We start from the raw sequence: 17,378 nt of genomic DNA on the forward strand, positions 1-17,378 counted from the left end.
CTGAAAGATGCTGTAAATTAAACAGAGAGCGTTTCATTTTCTGTGGATAAGTTCTGCAAAGCCCCGTAAATCGGGGCTTTTGCTATCTGGGGGAAAGTGAAAATATCGAGATAGTGTTTCATTAAGTAATCAAAAGAAAAAGTGACCGCATTGAAGCAGTAGCGTTTCATTATTGACGCCCATTTAGCCTGTCTATAGGCTTCCGTGCTCGTGAAAAAAGCGCGGTGTTTCATTTGAAGAATTCAGTCTTTTCGCTCACTACCGTCGTCTTCGATAAATTGGGCGGTATAAAACTAAAGTTAGTAACTGAAAGTAGCCAGGTTGATATATTTGCCGGCGCGTATGCTTTGCAACGATTCGACAATGGCTCGAAGCCAAATACCATACGAGTTGATCAGAGCTCAATTCTGATCCTATATCGGTTCTGTGAAATTCAAAAAGTAGATTTGATTGAGCGCATCGCAAATCTTAATCCACTTACTATAGGTGAAATTGAGTCTTTCTCATCGTATTGCGGCTTTGCTCAACAGAGCGGCGAGCAGGTTAATCCGAATTGGTATGGTGCCCGCATGCGAGGCGCTAAAAAATTTATAGATTACCTATGGCTGTTCTATGAGGGGCGGTGCGCTCGAAACTTGGAGCAACTTAAAATTGCTAAGCGTTCGTATGAGAGGATGACTGCCGGCTTCAAGTTGTATATGAAAGCTCCTTACAGGGGCGATAAAAAAGACAGGATCGGCCTTACTCCTGCACTTCAGGCTAAGTTCATTGCTATTATTGACCCTGATGAGAGCAATAATTTAAATCCTTGGAAGATTTATAAGGTGCGATGGAGAAATTATATTCTCCTGCTTCTATTGATGTTGGGCGGAAATCGTAAAGGTGAGACGTTACTGTTGAAGCTGAATAATTTCCAGCTTACAGGAATGCGAAAGTATTACGACATCGTCAAGAACAAAGATGTGATTGATTATCCTCGCGCTGAGTCCCCCTCAGTTAAAACACTCGGTCGGCAGGTGGTGTTGCATGATCAACTGGCCGCATTAGTTGAACACTACATTGTGAATGTCAGAAAAGAATTCATCGGCTGGCAGTCAACAAGCTATGTCTTCCTGTCTTACCGGGATGGGCGTCCTCTTTCAGTGCAGACTCCTAATTCAATCCTGAATGAACTTATAAAACAATATCCAGAGTTTGTGGGTCTTCTCAGCCCCCATCGCCTTCGCAATACGTTTCATGATCTTTTGAATCAGGCACTGGATAGAAAGTTTAAGGGTGAAAGTGGTTTAAGTCGTAAGATTTTGAAAGCACCTATTCAGGAAGCGGCAGGCGGTTGGGCTAAGAATAGTAATATGCCTGAGCATTATGCTAAAGGATCGATACAAGCCAAAGTAGCCGAGTTACAAGCCCTACTCCAGCAAGAAGCCCTTAAGCCACAACTGGTTGATTAAATGAAAGAACTCCAGAGTCAGAGGGTGTTGTCCGGCAACGATGAACTTTCAGATTTTTTGCCGGGAGGCACTTTTGTAAAAAGTCGATTGGGCTATGACATCGAATTATTTGATGAGTATGGTGGCTTTCGATCTGCAATAAAATTGCCGGATGATACGGGTGAGTTTGTTTATCTTACATCACATTATCTTAATCTGTTGGATTTTGAGTTAAGAGAGATTGCGAGGAGTTATCTAAGATATATCTTGGAGAGATATCACGCTTCAACTGTTAGAATTAAATATAAATTTCTTGATTTGTTTGCCCGTGAGATGTCCAAAGGAGTTCATATCAATGACTTCTTGGAAAGTCTTTCTGTGCTTGAAAATAAAGAAAAGGCAGCATATATCTCTGCTTGTAAGGAATTTTTGAAGTTTCTATTGCTTTGCGGCTATGAAGATCTTTCACTTGAAGTGTATGAGGATTTCCATAAACTTCGAAATTATTCAGGTAAAGAAAATGCCTATTTAGCTCTATTTGTAATGGATGATGCCAGAGGGCCATTTACTAGAGAGGAAGTTTCCGTACTGTCAGGTCAGGTTAATAACCAGGCACTTCCGTTGGAATTTCGCTTGGTGTTAGATCTGTGTTTGTGTTTTGGGTTGAGACCAATACAAATTTCTTTATTGAAAAGAAAAGATTTTATTAAAGATAGTAGGAGCGGATTGTATTATCTTAACGTGCCGCGCGTGAAGCAAGATTCGCGCAATCGGCGAGTTCAATTCAGCTCTCGAATACTCACGGAAAGAACTGCAAGTCTTATTCAGTCTTACATAGATTCTGCAAAAAATCCCGATGGTATTGATCCTGCAGAGCTACCACTTTTTATTAACTCAAAATCGATAAATTTAGAACGAGACGGAAATACCTTAGGAAGTCACTACTGGGAAGATGCAGAGCGGTTGTCAAGTGACTATTTCTCAGATGAGTCAAAGCGGGCCATACTCTACCAAAAGTCGAGTGGCAAAATTAATTATATCCTTTGGGGAAATGAACATAGGCTGCCATTTTCCCCTCGTACCGGAAAGAAATTCAGTTTGTGTGCATATAGATTTCGTTACACGGTTGGCACGCAAGCAGTAATGTCCGGTTGTTCGCCAGAAGAGCTTGCCGATTTACTCGATCACAATGATACGAATAGCATTAAACACTACTTCAGATTCACTCATGAAATGTGGGAGATTCTAGAAAATGCTACGTTGAGTCGCATTGAACAGAAGCAATTCACAGCTGCTTGGATGAGAGAAGGTGACCTTGTAAATAATATATATAGTCACGTATGTGAACCAAGAAATTTCAATGTCATAGGAAAGTGTGCGTCTCAATCTATATGCTTCGAGGAGCCGGCGGTATCTTGCTATTCGTGTGACAGATTTTGTCCTAATAAAGATGTTGTAGCACATGAAAGTGCTTTGGAGGGTTTGGTAGAGCGAAAAGATCGCTTGCTAACCGTCAGCACCGCTAATGTAGTTTCAGTTATAGACCAGGCCATAGCTGGTTGCCGTGCTGCAATCGCCTACTCTGAAGGGCAGGACGTGGTTCTAATTAATGTGAAGGAAGTCTGAGTGCAAAATATAATGGCACAGGATATTTTGCATGAGGAGCTTCGGATTAAGCTAAACCGCCTTGCCAGCAAAGCCGAGGAGAGATTCTCAAAACTCAGTTGTTTCAATGGGTCAAAGTGGGAGGATCTCTCCTGGTTATATAACGGAAGGCATAATGTTTATTTGCTGGCTCGCGGAGAAACTAATGCAGAGTTAATGCTACTTAATAAGGTCTTCTTGGTAAGTTATCTCTGGGACAGAAGGGCGGACCACAAGGTGGTATCAGCTGGTCGCGTTATGGACTTATCGGCTGCGGTAAAGTATATGGCTGCTCAGGGTGTTGTTAACCTTAGAGGGCTTGATCAATCTTCCTACATGACAACGTTTAAATATATTCAAACACGCTATAAATCACCTGCTAGTGCATGTAGATCGCTAAATTATTTTATCAGATTCATCTTTAATTCTTCCTTGACCGTTAGCAATTTTGACCTCATCGGTACGCAGGATCTTCAAGAGAAAGATAAGTATGGCCGTGTTGCCCTTGGAGATAAACTGCCGCTTCCAGAATTGGTCAAAGCAATCATAGCGTTGAAGTGGGCAGTGCAAGACCAGTGGGATGGCAGCTTTCGTGCTCAGATGGATATGTTGTCGGTTCTGACTCAGGCATTTCAATATGGATTAGGCCTAAGAATCGGGGAGGTTCTGCGGTTACCTAAGAACTGCTTAGTTACAATAAACAGTGAGTTATATTGTCGAGTATGGACAGAAAAAGGTGCGGAGCCAATCGCCAGGTATGTCCCTACTATCTGGAGAGCCGCCCTCTGTGAAGCGGTTCTCCGAATTGATGCCATCTGCGAACCCTACAGAAAAAGGGCTTTGAGCATTGAAGATGGTTCCTATGCCGAGACTCTCGATTATCGCTTTCAGGGAAGAACAGAAGCAATTGATCGGCATATTGAGTCTACCCTAAACTGTCTATCTAAGAAAATAGAGTCTAATGTTTCAGCGTCTGAAAGACAGTTGCGCCTCCTGAAGTATCTGCCGGATGAAGAACTTGTTGAGCTCAAGAATTTGCGTGAGTACTTACCATTTGCCTCGAATTCGCACGACTCTACTTCACTCCTTAAATTCTACAAAAAAAACGGATTTAAGATAACTTCAAAATCACTCGGAAAGGTAAAGTGCGTTTATTATGTACGAGGATCTGATGTTAAGCAGCGACTTGCTCAATTGATAGAGTTTCGCCGCAATATTGTTTTATATTCTGAGTTTTTTGAGGTGCTCCATAAACGACCACCTGCAGGAAGTCGGTCTAAGGATGTACACGCTCTAAAAGATAGGTTGCAGTCGCAAAGCCTGGCTTCTTTGGAAGCCTTTGTCTTGACGGGGGAGTCGTGTCTTTATGGTGCGAGGATAGTATATCTTAGTCGTGACGATGCAGTTGCCGCAATAAGAAATATTGTCAGTGGTGGGTATGATTATCGCGCTTACATTCCGATATTAGATGCTGAGGAACTTTATCCAGAGCTGTTCAACCAGAAGACCATGACCTACATTGCTAATGCAAATGCGGCTGGGTTCTACTCGTTTCTTAGAGTCTCGGAAGAACGAATCAATTTTTATAGGCCAGTCGCGAAAAGCAATAGAGTTAAGCATTCTGCCGTATCTGGGTTCTTGGTTGAACAGGCCAGCATTAAAAGTGCCGTTGTAGATGCTTTTGTATCAGTTAATACAAAAGTTAAGTCAGAACTAATCCAGGGAATTAAAGAGGAACTTCTAGCGGATGGAGTAGAGATTGGTTCGGCTACATTTGGGATAAATCAAAAAGTCTCTGATTATTTATTTGTTGTCCCAAGCAATCTTGGCGGTGTGTATAACGAACACATTCCATCTATCCTTGGCTATTTTTCTGTTCTATATGCGATAAAACCAGCTAAGCAGGGGCAGTCAGCGTTTGTCCGTTACGGTGTTGTAGCCAATGAAGAGATTGTAAGTACGTTTCAGACCCACAAGGGACGACATTGGCAAACTAATTCACTTTTTCGGGCGGGCTTGGCTGCAAGTATTGTGAATAAGTGGATGGGAAGATCTGATAGTCAAGGTGATCATTACGATCATCAGACTGCTAAAGAACGTGCTGAGAAAGTCGGTGAGCTTATGCTCTCTGAGCAGTCCCGCTTTATTGGTGATCTGGCGAATAAGGTCAAGGCTTGGACTGACAATGATATTCCGACCCAGAATGTGCAGACCTTTTTGACTGATATGCTGCAAACCGTACATTACGGTCCGCTTGGGCATTGTTTTCGTGATATTAATTTGAAGCCCTGCGAATTTCATCTGAAGTGTCTGACCGGCAATTCAGGAAAAGGCTGTAGAGAGTTCGTTGTAGATCTTTTAGATCCAGTTCAAATAAAGCAAGTCGAGTCAGAGCGTAATAGATCAGAAATTGAGTTGGCGCGGCTTTTTGAAGCCTTGAATAGACCCGGTATCCCGGTAGAGTCTGTTGAAATGCATATCGAACATCAAATGGCGATTTTTAGAAATGCTTCTTATATTTTAGATAATTCTGAGGTGGTGCTTAACGAAATTCAAGTTGAAAAGAGTAAGGACTATCAGCCATTTAGGACCAATGGCTCTGTTCCAAGCGACTGTGTATTCCAATGTGGAGTAGCTTGATTGTGACTACGTCTACTGAGCAATGGGGTAAAGCTTTTTCGGTATTGCAACAATTTGAAAGACAGCTGATAGATCCTTCAAACTTTGGGTGGAAGTATATTACCGATAAGTCTGGTGTATCTAAGCCGACCCTTTGGCGAAACAAGGAATTTGAAAAAGAGTTTCAACGTATTAAGGAAGTTGTCAAAAGTTATGCTCGTGGTGAGAAACAGTTCGATCAAGAGGTTTCACTGAAAGCGGCCAGAGATCGTGATCGAGATCACCAGATCGAGGTGCTCAAGGCACAGGTCCAGGAGTTGACGAAGCAATTAAATAGGGAGCGCGAAAGACTCATATACGCCTCTATGATTGCTCGCCGTAAGAATATCGATCCTGCGGAATTCTTAGATGAGAGCCCAGTGTTTCGTAAGCCTGCCAAAGGCGGCTCGGTGGTCAAGCTGCCATCAAAGGGGCACTAGCCAAGTCGGGTGCCATCATCTGGCTTTGTACTGGCATTTAAGGCCAAATAGCTCTTGCTGTACTTTTGCTCCGCGGCCAGCCCCTCAATGCCACCCTGTCCTCGAAACCGATGGGGTTGAGCTTCTCATCTCGGTCGATGCGGCGCATAACTAACTACTTGGCGTTGGCGGAGAGATAGAGTTCCGGCACCGCAATTCCCGCCGCCCTTGCCGCGGACATACAACGGTACTCGTTTACCGCCAACCTCGATAACTCCTCCTGGCCGCCCTTGATGATCAGGCCAGAGGTTTTCGAGGCGAGACCTGGCACATAGCAGGCTGCCAACCACATAAGTAACCCGAAAATACTGGCCACAATCGGCGGAGGTATCCTGTTTTCCAGTGTTCGCATAAAAGTGCTCGATAACGCAGCCACAGCGTTTGCGCCAGTCGCTATGTTTAGCGTACTTTTTGCAGTTCGCTCTGCACTAGTTCTAGCAGCGGCTCCGGGCCGAACTTCGTCAGCAGCGTGCCGTTGACGAAGAAAGTTGGCGTGCCTTGAATCCCCACTTTCTTAACGTCCGCTGCGTCTTTAGCCAGGATGTCGTCGATAGCCGGCGAGTTCATCGTGGCGCGGGCCTTCTCGACATCCAGGCCAACTGCTGCTGCGGCTTCCCAGGCCTTCTGCGCTTTCGCGTCGTCATGCCACAGCGGCTGGGCCTCCAGCACGGCTGCTAGCACAGGCTCGTAAAGCCCCTGCATTCGCGCCGTCTCCAGCAGGCGCACGGCCTCTTCTGAACCTTTGTGGAACAACACATAGCGCACGACCAGACGCACGTCCTGTGGGTACTGCGCCATGATTTGCTTTACGTAGGGGAAGAACGCCCGGCAGCTTTCGCACGATGGGTCGAAGAACTCGACGATGGTGACCGGCGCCTTGATTGGCCCAAGGGTTGGCGAGTGGAAACGTACCAACGAACTGCTCGCCTGGGTGACTGCTTGAGTCTCCTGAGGTGCTGAAAAACGCTGATAGAGCACTGCCGCAGCGATAAAGCCGGCAATGGTTACAGCGCTGATGGTCAGTACGATGGCACGTCTATTCATACAAGGGTTCTCCGGCGAATCAGGGCAAGAAGCAAGACGATGGCGGTGAAAGCCGCCAGGGAAAGCAGCGGCAGCGGCACGCTACCAAAGATCAGCATATCGGCCCCGGAACAGGAGGTTCCGGCGCTACACGGCTTGAGGTTTTCTGGAAGTATGCCCATGAACAGCAGGGAGTGATACAGGGCGATTGCCCAACCGATAACGGCCAGGGGCAAGGCGTAAAGCCAAACGGCGAAGTCCGCGCGATAACAGGCGACCGTCAGCATTACCCCCAAAGGAAACATGAAGATGCGCTGGAACCAGCACAGCACGCATGGGGTTTTGCCCATGACTTCACCGATAAACAAGGCGGCTAGGGTTGCGGCCACAGCCAGCAACCACACAGAGAGCAGCAAACCCCAGGGGTTAGCGGAGGGGTGACTCTGGCTTCTCATCGTTATTTACTCGCCATTTTCCTTAAATAGGGATGGCACGTTAGCGGGCCCGCAGCAGCTGTCGATTGGCTTTGTGTTACAGCATGCGTCCTGCACAGGAACCGGTCGATTCGCTTGGCGTTGCAACCAGCAGGCACAGCAACTATCGAGCTGGGCGGTTCATCTTGATGACGAAGCTCCCATTAAGGCTGGGGCTGGCAACTACAACGTGAATCGCGCCGGGGGTTTGTAAATACTTTCCGCGCTCTTCTAAGGCGATGGTCAATGACGGTGGCTTTTCCCAACATGGGTGTGCCCGTCATCCGGAAGCGCATTGACTCCGCCAGTGGTGTTCAGGCGCTGGAGGATTCCGCACTCGTCTACGCCCCGCTCAGAAGCGCAGCGGTGGCGCAACTCAACCAGCTGTTTTTGCAGCGCCAACAGGCTGGTCACGCGTGCTTGCACATGCTCAATGTGCTCATCCACTAAGCTATTTACACCCTCACAGTTTTCCTCTGGCCGATCCATCAGCGCCAGCAAACTTCTGATCTCGTCCAGGGTCATGTCCAGCGTTCGGCAGTTGCGAATGAACGTAAGCCGCTCAAGGTGCTCACTGCTGTACAGGCGGTAGTTACCCTCGCTGCGAGCCGGAGCCGGCAACAGCCCCTCGCGCTCGTAATAGCGAACCGTTTCAACCTGGCAATCGGCAAGCTTGGCCAGCTCTCCAATTTTCATGAAATACCTCTTCGACAAACGCTTGACCCTGTAGTGGCTTCAGGGTGTTCACTCTGCATAACTGATCAATGAGGATACCCCCATGGCTGGCTGCTGCAGTGATGAACACAAACCTGAAGCGGTTTCAAATGATGTCTGCTGTGACCCCAATGAGGCAATTAAGTGCTCCTCCGCTACAGCCTCAACGGTAAATGCCGTAGCTGGCTCCAGGCTCAGCAGCTTTCGCATTGCGCAAATGGACTGCCCTACCGAACAGTCGCTGATTCAGGACAAGCTGAGCAAGCTCGCAGGCGTAGATAAGCTCGACTTCAACCTGATCAAACGGATTCTTGGGGTATGGCACAACTTGCCGTCGACCGCCCCCATCGAGGAGGCGATCTTGTCCCTGGGAATGCAGGCAGAACCGCTCTCTGCTGAAGGGCAAGCCCGCATCAAAATTGAACAGATGGACTGCCCAACGGAAGAAAAGCTGATCCGCGACAAGCTCTCCTCAGTGCCCGGCATCAGCGCGCTGGAGTTCAACCTGCTGCAACGCGTACTGACGTTTAGCCACACAGCAGAAGCATTGCCAGCAGCACTGGCCGCGATTCGCGACCTTGGTTTCACGCCAGTGGTTGAGGATTCAGCAACAGCAAATGAAGAAGCGCAAGGAACCCCGCGCAAGAAAGCCTGGTGGCCCTTGGCGCTCTCGGGCGTGGCCGCCGTATCGGCGGAAGTGATCCACTTTGCCGAGCTTGCGCCAGATTGGGCTGTGGCTGGCGTGGCGCTGCTCGCCATTCTGCTGTGCGGCCTAACGACCTATAAAAAGGGCTGGATCGCGCTGAAGAACCGCAACCTGAACATCAATGCGCTGATGAGTATCGCGGTGACCGGTGCGGTGCTGATTGGGCAATGGCCAGAAGCGGCCATGGTCATGTTCCTCTTTTCTGTAGCAGAACTGATCGAAGCGAAGTCATTGGATCGGGCTCGCAATGCCATCCGCGGCCTGATGGATCTGACGCCGGAGCGCGCCACGGTGCAGCAGATCGATGGCACATGGCTTGAAGTTGACGTTAAAACTATCGCCGTAGGCGCATTGGTCAGGGTAAGACCGGGCGAACGAATCGGTCTCGACGGCGAGGTTACGTCCGGCAACTCCACCATCAACCAAGCGCCCATCACGGGGGAAAGCCTGCCCGTAGAGAAAACCATTGGCGACCCGGTTTTTGCAGGAACCATCAACGAAGCCGGCTCCCTGGAATACCGCGTCCTAGCCGCCGCTGCCAACACCACGCTGGCACGTATCATTCACGCGGTCGAAGAGGCGCAGGGTTCACGTGCGCCGACCCAGCGCTTTGTCGATCAATTCGCCAAGGTATACACCCCTGTCGTATTCCTATTCGCCCTAGCTATCGCCATTGTGCCGCCACTCTTCATGGCCGAGCCCTGGTACGACTGGATCTACCGTGCTTTGGTGCTGCTGGTGGTCGCCTGCCCTTGCGCCTTGGTCATATCGACGCCCGTCACCATTGTCAGTGGCCTGGCAGCGGCGGCGCGTAAAGGCATTCTGGTCAAAGGCGGCGTCTATCTGGAAATCGGTGGCAAGCTTGGCTTCCTGGCACTCGACAAAACCGGAACCATTACTCATGGCAAGCCGGTACAGACCGATTACATGCCGTTGGTTGAACAGGATTCAGAACTCTACCGTACTCATGCTGCCAGCCTCGCCAGTCGCTCTGACCACCCGGTTTCGCAGGCAATAGCCAAGCATGCCACTGAGAATGGCCTGACGTTTGCTGCCGTTGAGGGATTCGAAGCCCTGCCGGGTCGAGGTGTTCGAGGCACCATCGAAGGCATAGATTTCCACCTGGGTAACCACCGCCTGGTGGAAGAGCTTGGCCTCTGCTCACCCGAGCTGGAAGCGACGCTGGAGCGTCTCGAACGCCAAGGTAAAACAGTGGTGGTGCTGTGCAATCCGCAGCGTGCCATTGCCCTGTTCGCCGTTGCCGATACCGTCAAGGACTCCAGCCGCCAGGCAATTGAGGAGCTTCACGCGCTTGGCGTGAAGACCACAATGCTGACCGGCGATAACCCGCACACCGCAGATGCGATTGCACAGCAGGTAGGCATCGACGAGGCACGCGGCAACCTTCTGCCAGTCGACAAATTGCAGGCCATTGAAGCATTGCAGGCGCGCGGCTACGTTGTAGGGATGGTCGGCGATGGCATCAACGATGCGCCGGCGCTGGCGAAGTCTGAAATCGGTTTCGCCATGGCCGCCGCCGGCACGGACACGGCCATCGAAACTGCGGATGTGGCCTTGATGGATGACGACCTGCGCAAGATCCCGGCCTTCATCCGCCTGTCTCAACAGACCGCCGTCATCCTCAAGCAGAACATCGTGCTGGCGTTAGGGATCAAGGCCCTGTTTCTCGCCATTACCTTAACGGGGCAGGCGACGATGTGGATGGCCGTCTTTGCCGACATGGGTGTCAGTCTGCTGGTGGTGTTCAACGGCCTGCGCCTGCTTAAAAAGTAGGGTTGGAGGATTGAAGATGAAAGCAGCATTGCAACTCGCAATTGAACAAGCCTTTCAGCAGGCCCGGCAGGCCATGCAGGAACAGCGCAGTACAGATGCCTTTCAATGGCTGGAGCGCGCGCACATCCTGACTCAGCGCCAACCTTTGCTGCATGCCAGGTCACACTGGCTGATGCTCACGCTCGGCTGGCAAATTGGCGATTATCGCGAGGTGGCGGGGCAAATACCGCGCATTGTCGCGGCCCTGCTGTTTTCCAGAATTTGGGTGCCCATCGGCAATACCGGCCGCTCGAGGATCAGTGCTTTCGCGCCCATGCCCATCTCTCAGGAGTTGCAGCGACTTCTCCAAGGAGGAGAACAATGAAGTCACTTCCTGGAGTGACACACTTTATCGCTCCCTGGCGTTGGTGGACGCTAGCGCTGGCCATTGCCTCGGCCGACCAAGCGCTCAAGAGCGCAATTGCGGGGGCGCTACCGGTCGGCAGCGTCATTCCGCTGGCCCCGTTCTTCAATCTGGTTCATTTCTGGAATACCGGTGCAGCGTTCAGCTTCCTGGCTGACGCGGGTGGTTGGCAGCGTTACTTTTTCAGCGTCATCGCCTTGGTCGTTTCGGTGGTGCTGGCTCTGATATTGCGTAAACCCAGAGCCAACAGCGAAGCCCTAGGCTATAGCCTCATCTTAGGCGGTGCCGTTGGCAATCTGATTGATCGAGCCTCGCAAGGCCATGTGATCGACTACCTGGATTTTTACTGGCAGTCCTGGCATTGGCCTGCGTTTAACCTGGCGGATATCGGTATCGTCGGTGGTGCGACCATGTTGATCCTGAGCAGCTTACTGAACCCGAATGAGGAAACCGGCCGAGCCAGAGAATGAAAGACTTGCCCTCAACAGGCGCGGTGCGCTGGGCAGGCCATGCCTGGGTGGGGCCCGGCATCGGCATCTTTCATGGCCGTGCCGGCCACCAGGATTGGCACCACCATCAGGCACATCAGATCTCAGCGGGTCTCGATTCACCTGTATTGGTTGAAACGCCGCTGGGCATTCAAACAGGATCGGCCGTCTTCATCCCGGCCGGCTTGCCGCATCGGCTCAGCGCCAACCGAGTGCTATCGATCTATCTGGATGCAGTGTCCGATGAGGCGCGTGCTTTGTGTGGCAGCGAAACAGCGCGGGTGATTGAGATCGCGCCGGGGGATATCACGCCGATTATCGAGGCGCTACGTGAGCCAGGGCACACTGCACTTCAGGTAAGAGCGGGGGTGCGCCAATCACTGCAACTTTCCGATCCGCCGCCTTCAGATCCTCGTTTGACCACTGTGGTTGAGGCGCTGCGTAGTGGCCAAATGGGACGCGACGAAATGGCCGCGTTGGTGCATTTATCCCCCTCACGGTTTTCCCACTGGTTTGTAGAGCAAACCGGCCTGCCGCTGCGCAGCTATGCGAAATGGTTGCGTCTCACGCAGGCCCTGCAATATGTGGCCAAAGGTGTACGACTAACCGAAGCAGCTCATGCAGCGGGCTTTTCTGACTCGGCGCATTTCTCCCGGACATTCCGGACGCTGCTGGGCATCGATCCTTCTTCCGCACTGGCTGAGGTCGATCTTCAGGAGTCATAGCTCTTTCGTTCAAGCCGAAAGCGGGTCTCCCCACATACAGTCATGGCTCCCTACCCAGGAGCTGAGCGATGCCTATTTTCCTGCGATTCCCCCTACGCTGGCTGAGCTATCCACTTGTGTTTGGTGGCTGTGCCGCCTTCATGCTCTGGGCGCTGTACGCGGGAGTGCCGTATTGGCCCACCACACCGGTAGTCGCCGCGGTGGGTCTGTTAAGCGTCGCGGGGTTAGAGCGCATCCAGCCTTTTCGCGAAGCCTGGCTTGAGGATCATCAAGACACCGCGACCGACCTACTGCACATGCTGGTGAATCTCTCCGTCATCCAGTTCACCGCTGAAATCCTGGCCAGGCTGGGCGATGCAGTGCCAGCTACGGTTCGTCTCTTCCCAGTCGAGAGCCCACTTTGGCTGCAACTGCTGCTGGTCGCCGCCGTGCTCGATCTGAGCCTGTATGCCATGCATCGTATCAGCCACCATGTACCCTGGCTGTGGCGTTTTCACATGATTCATCACAGCGCCGAGCGGCTGTACTGGATCAACGGGGAGCGCCGACACCCCTTGCACGCCGCACTCATGGCCGGTCCGGGGCTGGTGATTCTGCTCGCATCAGGTGCTCCATCCGCAGTGGTTGCTACCTGGTTTGGCATTTTGACCGTGCACTTGGCGTTCCAGCATGCAAACCTGGACTACCGACTGGGATGGCTGCGCCACATCATCGGGGTTGCTGAAATTCATCGCTGGCATCACAAGCGCGACTTTGCGGATGCCCAGGTTAACTTCGGAGAGTTTCTGATGGTGTGGGATCGACTGTTTGGCACGTTCTACGACAGCGCAGGGAAGCTGGGAGAGGCAGAGGTTGGATTGCATGAAAAGGACTATCCCAAAGACTACCTTGGACAGTTGACCGAACCCTTTGGGCGAGACCTTACAAGCCAAGGCTAACGGATTCTCTTGCGAAGGGCTGCCGCTAGGTGCAACACGATGCCCCTAGTGAGTGGCTCTGGCTAGCTGATGAAAGCGCGCGCCCGTTGAGCCGATGCCACCCAACGTAAGCTCGCTCGCCCGCAACCAATGTGAGCCCAAGGCTATGCCAGTCGCAGTTAATCTGAGCTGGAGATCGCATCGATTGCGAGCTCGGCCGAACTCAAACGCGAGCTGATTCAACTACTGGTTCATGGCTCGAAACCATCAGCAGAGTGGTGCACAACCACTGGAATGGGCGACTCATATCCTCTGGAGCAAGTGGCCCATTTCACTGCAATACATAGCGTTGCAGTGAGCTGATCGCCTCTCTAGCGAATGACCTGGGCCAACCCAAGCTGGGCGCTCTCACGGCCTATACGCCGTTTTTGTTGAAAACCTGCACTTAAATGTCGCTTTAAGACAACTTTTATTGCCGCCTTGTGAAGATTACAGAATTGTAATTTTCCAATCATCTTCAAGTTATCTTCAGCTTGCAAGGATAGGGCTCAGCTCCCCAAAGGCGCAGAGCGCTTGAGGGTGCAATACCTATAAGAACGCCATGGCGAAAACTAGACTAATAACTGCCAATATAAAGGAGCAATAAATGCTTAATAAAACCAAACTATCCCTTGCAGTATTTTCGGCGATTGTCAGTGCAGCTCCGCTCATGGCGGCCGCAGAAGAGCAAGCCGAAGGTTTTGTAGAAGGTAGCAGTTTCAATATTCTCAACCGTAACTTCTACATGAACCGTGACTTTCGTAAAGGTCAGTCGAGCAACACTGACAATGGTTATACTGAAGCTTGGGCACACGGCATCATTGGCCAGTTCGAGTCGGGCTTTACCCAAGGCACCGTAGGCTTTGGTATTGATGCCTTCGCCATGCTCGGCCTTAAACTGGATACCGGGGATGGTCGATATGGCCCAGGTGGTACTGTTAATCTGCTGCCGGTAAATAGTGATGGTGAAGCTGAAGATAACTACTCCAAAGTGGGTGGTGCAGTAAAAGCCCGGCTATTCGACACCGTTGTCAAAGTGGGTGATGTGTTCCCCATGACTCCGGTGGTTCACTACGGTGACTCCCGCCTGCTACCGGAAAGCTTTCGCGGCGTTACGGTTGAGAACACCAGCTTTGATGGTTTGACCCTTCAGGGTGGCCGCCTGCATGCCATGAGCCAGCCGCAGGTCAGCACCATGCGTGATGAATTCGCAACCTTCTATGCGGGCTCTGTCGCGTCGCCATGGGTTGCCTATTTCGGCGGTGACTATTCGCTAAATGACAACCTGAGCTTTAGTCTCTATAGCAGCCAACTCAAGGATGCTTGGAAGCAGCACTATGCCGGTACGTCCTTCACCTACCCGCTGACCGACAGTGTTTCCTTGTTCGGTGGTTTGAACTACTACAAAGCTGTCGATGACGGCCAGCAGCTGCTGGGTGAGTTCGATAACGACATTTACAGCGGCAAAGTGGGTGTGCAGTTCGGTGCACACAGCGTTGCCCTGTCGCACCAGCGCAACAACGGCGACGATGATTTCGACTACCTGCGCCAGTCTGATTCCATCTTCCTCGACAACTCTATTCAGTACAGCGACTTCAACTCGCCGAAAGAGAAGTCCTGGATGCTGCGCTACGACCTAGATATGGCCAGCTATGGCGTTCCTGGACTGACCTTCATGACGCGCTATGCGCTGGGTACAGATGCGGACTATTCCGACGCCAACAGTGTGTATATGCGTCGTGATGCCGATGGCAACCCGCTGACTGACCAGAAGCGCTGGGAACGCAACATCGAAGCCAAGTACGTCGTCCAAACGGGCTCACTGAAAGAGATGTCCTTCCGTGTTCGCCAGATGACTACCCGCGCAACGGATTACGAGTCGGATCTGGACGAGGTTCGTCTGATCGTCGAGTACCCACTGAGCGTGCTCTAAAAATGGATGGGCGGGCGGGCTCTAAAAGCACTGCCCGCTCATGCATAACAAGATAGGCAGTTATTAGATTTCAAGAATGTAATGTTGGGCTCACGCTGCTGTTAGCTTCACCTCCGTAAAATTCACTCGAACTTGCAGAACTTGTCCATGAACCTCGACAAGCTAATAATTGAATTTTACGAGGCCTGCCTTATGAAGATGTTGAAAGCCCTAGTTATTGGATCAGTACTTCTTGTCGGCTCCACACAGTCTTATGCAGAAGATGGCTATGATCGCTCAATGAAAGCTCAGGCAAAATTTCGAGCAGATCAAAAACGAATTCACGGAACTGAGCCTGCTGCCAAACCGGCGGACGAACTAAAGGTTAAGACCAGCAACCAAGATCGGACCAATACCGATCTTAAAAAAGAAACCAACGCTGACTAACCGCTCACTTCCGAACGATGTTCACCTCTAGAAGCTCCCGAGCTCCTTTGGAAAGAGGTGTACCCTAAGCGCCCTTCGGGGCGCTTTTTTTATTTAATCTTTAATAATAAGAAAGATTCACTGGGAGTTTAAACCTCCAAGCTAGACAACTAACTCTTCTCTTCCGCAAGTCATTCATATCTGCAACAAGCCATCGCTGTCAGCGTGTAGCAAGAAGGGCAAAATGATACCGGTGAAGGCCTTTAGATTGATCTGCCTGATATCTGCAAAGGCACTCGGCTATCACCCCGATGCTAGAACACGGTGTCATTTGAATACCGCGCCCTTGCACCGTCAGCAGATACCCACTCAATAGCCAGACGCCGTGCCCATCTCAATCTTTCATGATTCAAGCCATCCAAGAGGATCGCCACGCTTTTCGCTTCCTCATGTAAGCTGACGTTTTTCATCCTTGAGGATGCTATGAGTAGGGATGCACTTGAACAAAACCAGATACCGATCTATTTCGTCGCGGTCATTGCAGCGGCAATCGGTGGGTTAATAGCTACTGCAGCGGCGCAGAGCCTGAACGCATTAGTGACCCCGACTATCGCCGTGCTGATGTACGCGATGTTTCTGCAAATTCCCTTTCTTGATCTCCGCAAAAGTCTTAGCAACAAACGCTTCATGTCAGCCTTGCTTATCGCCAATTTCGTACTGATTCCACTGCTGGTATGGGCACTCACCAGAGGGCTCGCAGAACACCCGGCAATCCTAATAGGCGCTCTTCTAGTTTTGCTCACCCCGTGTATCGACTACGTGGTGGTCTTTACTCACATTGGCAAAGGCGACTCGCGTGCGATTCTTGCAGCAACCCCCATCCTCTTGCTGTTGCAGCTTGTGCTGTTGCCTGTGTACTTGGCTTTCATGCTAGGGGAGCAATCCCGAGTCGTTATCTCGATAGCGCCTTTCGCTGAAGCCTTTCTCGCACTGATTGTCGTGCCTTTATTGCTCGCGGTTGCTACAGCAGCCTTGGCTAAGCGCTCACGGTTCGTAGGTCGCTGGAACACCGTATGGGCATGGATGCCAGTCCCTGCGATGGCGGCAGTTCTCATTGCGGTGGTTGGGTCGCAAATCTCGCCGGTGGTTCGTGATATCGACCAGCTTTTACCGGTGATCCCGGTGTACATCGGTTTCATGCTTTTGGCCCCCGTAGTGGGCGCACTGGCTTCAAGAGCTTATAAACTGCCCGCCTCGACGGCGAGAGCGGTTACTTTCAGTACCTCCACACGTAACTCGTTGGTGGTTCTTCCGCTGGCCCTGGCATTGCCTGAAGAAATACGGGGGCTTGCAGCCGCAGCGGTCATCACCCAGACGCTGGTTGAGTTGGTGGGTGAGCTTGTCTACATCCGGGCAGTTCCGATTCTTATTTGGCGTAAAAAAAGCCGCTGAGGACGTCACAGGCACAGTCACCGCCCACATTGAGCGGTATTTACGGTAAGCAAAAAGCCCCGCTCAAGAGCGGGGCTTTTCAGTTGCACACGAAT

The 17,378-nt window shown here is 51.1% G+C and carries 15 protein-coding genes and 1 pseudogene; 12 read left to right on the plus strand and 4 right to left on the minus strand.

What is annotated here, in order from left to right:
* The first annotated feature begins 233 nt into the window (after positions 1-233).
* Genes Q8K09_RS03780 through Q8K09_RS03795 form a run of 4 tightly spaced genes read left to right on the plus strand, consistent with a single transcriptional unit; the run spans position 234 to position 6,172 of the window.
* Positions 234-1,451: a tyrosine-type recombinase/integrase gene (locus Q8K09_RS03780; protein WP_143003809.1), complete on the plus strand. Its 1,218-nt coding sequence runs from the start codon at positions 234-236 to the stop codon at positions 1,449-1,451.
* Positions 1,452-3,056, plus strand: a complete 1,605-nt coding sequence (locus Q8K09_RS03785; RefSeq protein ID WP_167143979.1) for a site-specific integrase — start codon at positions 1,452-1,454, stop codon at positions 3,054-3,056. It begins immediately after the preceding gene.
* Complete coding sequence (locus Q8K09_RS03790; protein WP_167143976.1) at positions 3,057-5,714, plus strand: hypothetical protein; 2,658 nt, start codon at positions 3,057-3,059, stop codon at positions 5,712-5,714.
* A 2-nt stretch (positions 5,715-5,716) separates the two neighbouring features.
* Complete coding sequence (locus Q8K09_RS03795; RefSeq protein ID WP_167143973.1) at positions 5,717-6,172, plus strand: hypothetical protein; 456 nt, start codon at positions 5,717-5,719, stop codon at positions 6,170-6,172.
* Between the two features lie 38 nt (positions 6,173-6,210).
* On the opposite strand, the pseudogene Q8K09_RS03800 reads toward Q8K09_RS03795, so the two are convergent.
* From Q8K09_RS03800 to cadR, 4 genes and pseudogenes are all read right to left on the minus strand, one after another.
* Positions 6,211-6,467: pseudogene (locus Q8K09_RS03800) on the minus strand (HipA domain-containing protein); the annotation flags it as partial.
* Positions 6,468-6,610: 143 nt separating this feature from the next.
* Positions 6,611-7,255, minus strand: coding sequence for a thioredoxin domain-containing protein (locus Q8K09_RS03805; RefSeq protein ID WP_167143970.1), 645 nt, complete (start codon positions 7,253-7,255; stop codon positions 6,611-6,613).
* On the minus strand, positions 7,252-7,689 hold the full coding sequence (locus Q8K09_RS03810) for a disulfide bond formation protein B (RefSeq protein ID WP_167143966.1): 438 nt from the start codon (positions 7,687-7,689) through the stop codon (positions 7,252-7,254). The genes Q8K09_RS03805 and Q8K09_RS03810 overlap by 4 nt, the downstream gene beginning before the upstream one ends.
* Before the next feature lie 261 nt (positions 7,690-7,950).
* Positions 7,951-8,403, minus strand: coding sequence for a Cd(II)/Pb(II)-responsive transcriptional regulator (gene cadR / locus Q8K09_RS03815; protein ID WP_167143962.1), 453 nt, complete (start codon positions 8,401-8,403; stop codon positions 7,951-7,953).
* 235 nt (positions 8,404-8,638) lie between these two features.
* Here cadR and Q8K09_RS03820 point away from each other — a divergent pair, with 235 nt between their 5' ends.
* From Q8K09_RS03820 to Q8K09_RS03855, 8 genes are all read left to right on the plus strand, one after another.
* Complete coding sequence (locus Q8K09_RS03820; protein WP_167144326.1) at positions 8,639-10,921, plus strand: heavy metal translocating P-type ATPase; 2,283 nt, start codon at positions 8,639-8,641, stop codon at positions 10,919-10,921.
* Positions 10,922-10,937: 16 nt separating this feature from the next.
* Positions 10,938-11,285 (plus strand): DUF3703 domain-containing protein, encoded by a 348-nt coding sequence (locus Q8K09_RS03825; RefSeq protein WP_167143959.1) that lies wholly within the window; start codon positions 10,938-10,940, stop codon positions 11,283-11,285.
* Positions 11,282-11,794 (plus strand): signal peptidase II, encoded by a 513-nt coding sequence (gene lspA / locus Q8K09_RS03830; protein ID WP_167143956.1) that lies wholly within the window; start codon positions 11,282-11,284, stop codon positions 11,792-11,794. The genes Q8K09_RS03825 and lspA overlap by 4 nt, the downstream gene beginning before the upstream one ends.
* Complete coding sequence (locus Q8K09_RS03835) at positions 11,791-12,537, plus strand: AraC family transcriptional regulator (protein ID WP_167143953.1); 747 nt, start codon at positions 11,791-11,793, stop codon at positions 12,535-12,537. The genes lspA and Q8K09_RS03835 overlap by 4 nt, the downstream gene beginning before the upstream one ends.
* 68 nt (positions 12,538-12,605) lie before the next feature.
* A complete protein-coding gene (locus tag Q8K09_RS03840; protein ID WP_257776551.1) occupies positions 12,606-13,475 on the plus strand; it encodes a sterol desaturase family protein in 870 nt (289 codons plus the stop codon).
* A gap of 625 nt (positions 13,476-14,100) precedes the next feature.
* A complete protein-coding gene (locus Q8K09_RS03845) occupies positions 14,101-15,426 on the plus strand; it encodes an OprD family porin (RefSeq protein WP_026088463.1) in 1,326 nt (441 codons plus the stop codon).
* A gap of 147 nt (positions 15,427-15,573) precedes the next feature.
* A complete protein-coding gene (locus Q8K09_RS03850; protein ID WP_224490798.1) occupies positions 15,574-15,852 on the plus strand; it encodes a hypothetical protein in 279 nt (92 codons plus the stop codon).
* Positions 15,853-16,314: 462 nt separating this feature from the next.
* On the plus strand, positions 16,315-17,283 hold the full coding sequence (locus Q8K09_RS03855) for an arsenic resistance protein (protein WP_059392065.1): 969 nt from the start codon (positions 16,315-16,317) through the stop codon (positions 17,281-17,283).
* The last annotated feature ends 95 nt before the right edge of the window (positions 17,284-17,378 follow it).

Origin of the sequence: Pseudomonas sp. (assembly GCF_030683065.1) — a bacterium.
Classification (GTDB): domain Bacteria; phylum Pseudomonadota; class Gammaproteobacteria; order Pseudomonadales; family Pseudomonadaceae; genus Aquipseudomonas.

What these genes read in the sequence shown, in the direction of transcription:
- Q8K09_RS03785 (WP_167143979.1), top strand. Translation starts at nt 1,452, where the DNA reads ATGAAAGAACTCCAGAGTCAGAGGGTGTTGTCCGGCAACGATGAACTT.
- Q8K09_RS03805 (WP_167143970.1), bottom strand. Translation starts at nt 7,255, where the DNA reads ATGAATAGACGTGCCATCGTACTGACCATCAGCGCTGTAACCATTGCC.
- Q8K09_RS03810 (WP_167143966.1), bottom strand. Translation starts at nt 7,689, where the DNA reads ATGAGAAGCCAGAGTCACCCCTCCGCTAACCCCTGGGGTTTGCTGCTC.
- cadR (WP_167143962.1), bottom strand. Translation starts at nt 8,403, where the DNA reads ATGAAAATTGGAGAGCTGGCCAAGCTTGCCGATTGCCAGGTTGAAACG.
- Q8K09_RS03820 (WP_167144326.1), top strand. Translation starts at nt 8,639, where the DNA reads ATGGACTGCCCTACCGAACAGTCGCTGATTCAGGACAAGCTGAGCAAG.
- Q8K09_RS03825 (WP_167143959.1), top strand. Translation starts at nt 10,938, where the DNA reads ATGAAAGCAGCATTGCAACTCGCAATTGAACAAGCCTTTCAGCAGGCC.
- lspA (WP_167143956.1), top strand. Translation starts at nt 11,282, where the DNA reads ATGAAGTCACTTCCTGGAGTGACACACTTTATCGCTCCCTGGCGTTGG.
- Q8K09_RS03835 (WP_167143953.1), top strand. Translation starts at nt 11,791, where the DNA reads ATGAAAGACTTGCCCTCAACAGGCGCGGTGCGCTGGGCAGGCCATGCC.
- Q8K09_RS03840 (WP_257776551.1), top strand. Translation starts at nt 12,606, where the DNA reads ATGCCTATTTTCCTGCGATTCCCCCTACGCTGGCTGAGCTATCCACTT.
- Q8K09_RS03845 (WP_026088463.1), top strand. Translation starts at nt 14,101, where the DNA reads ATGCTTAATAAAACCAAACTATCCCTTGCAGTATTTTCGGCGATTGTC.
- Q8K09_RS03850 (WP_224490798.1), top strand. Translation starts at nt 15,574, where the DNA reads ATGAACCTCGACAAGCTAATAATTGAATTTTACGAGGCCTGCCTTATG.
- Q8K09_RS03855 (WP_059392065.1), top strand. Translation starts at nt 16,315, where the DNA reads ATGAGTAGGGATGCACTTGAACAAAACCAGATACCGATCTATTTCGTC.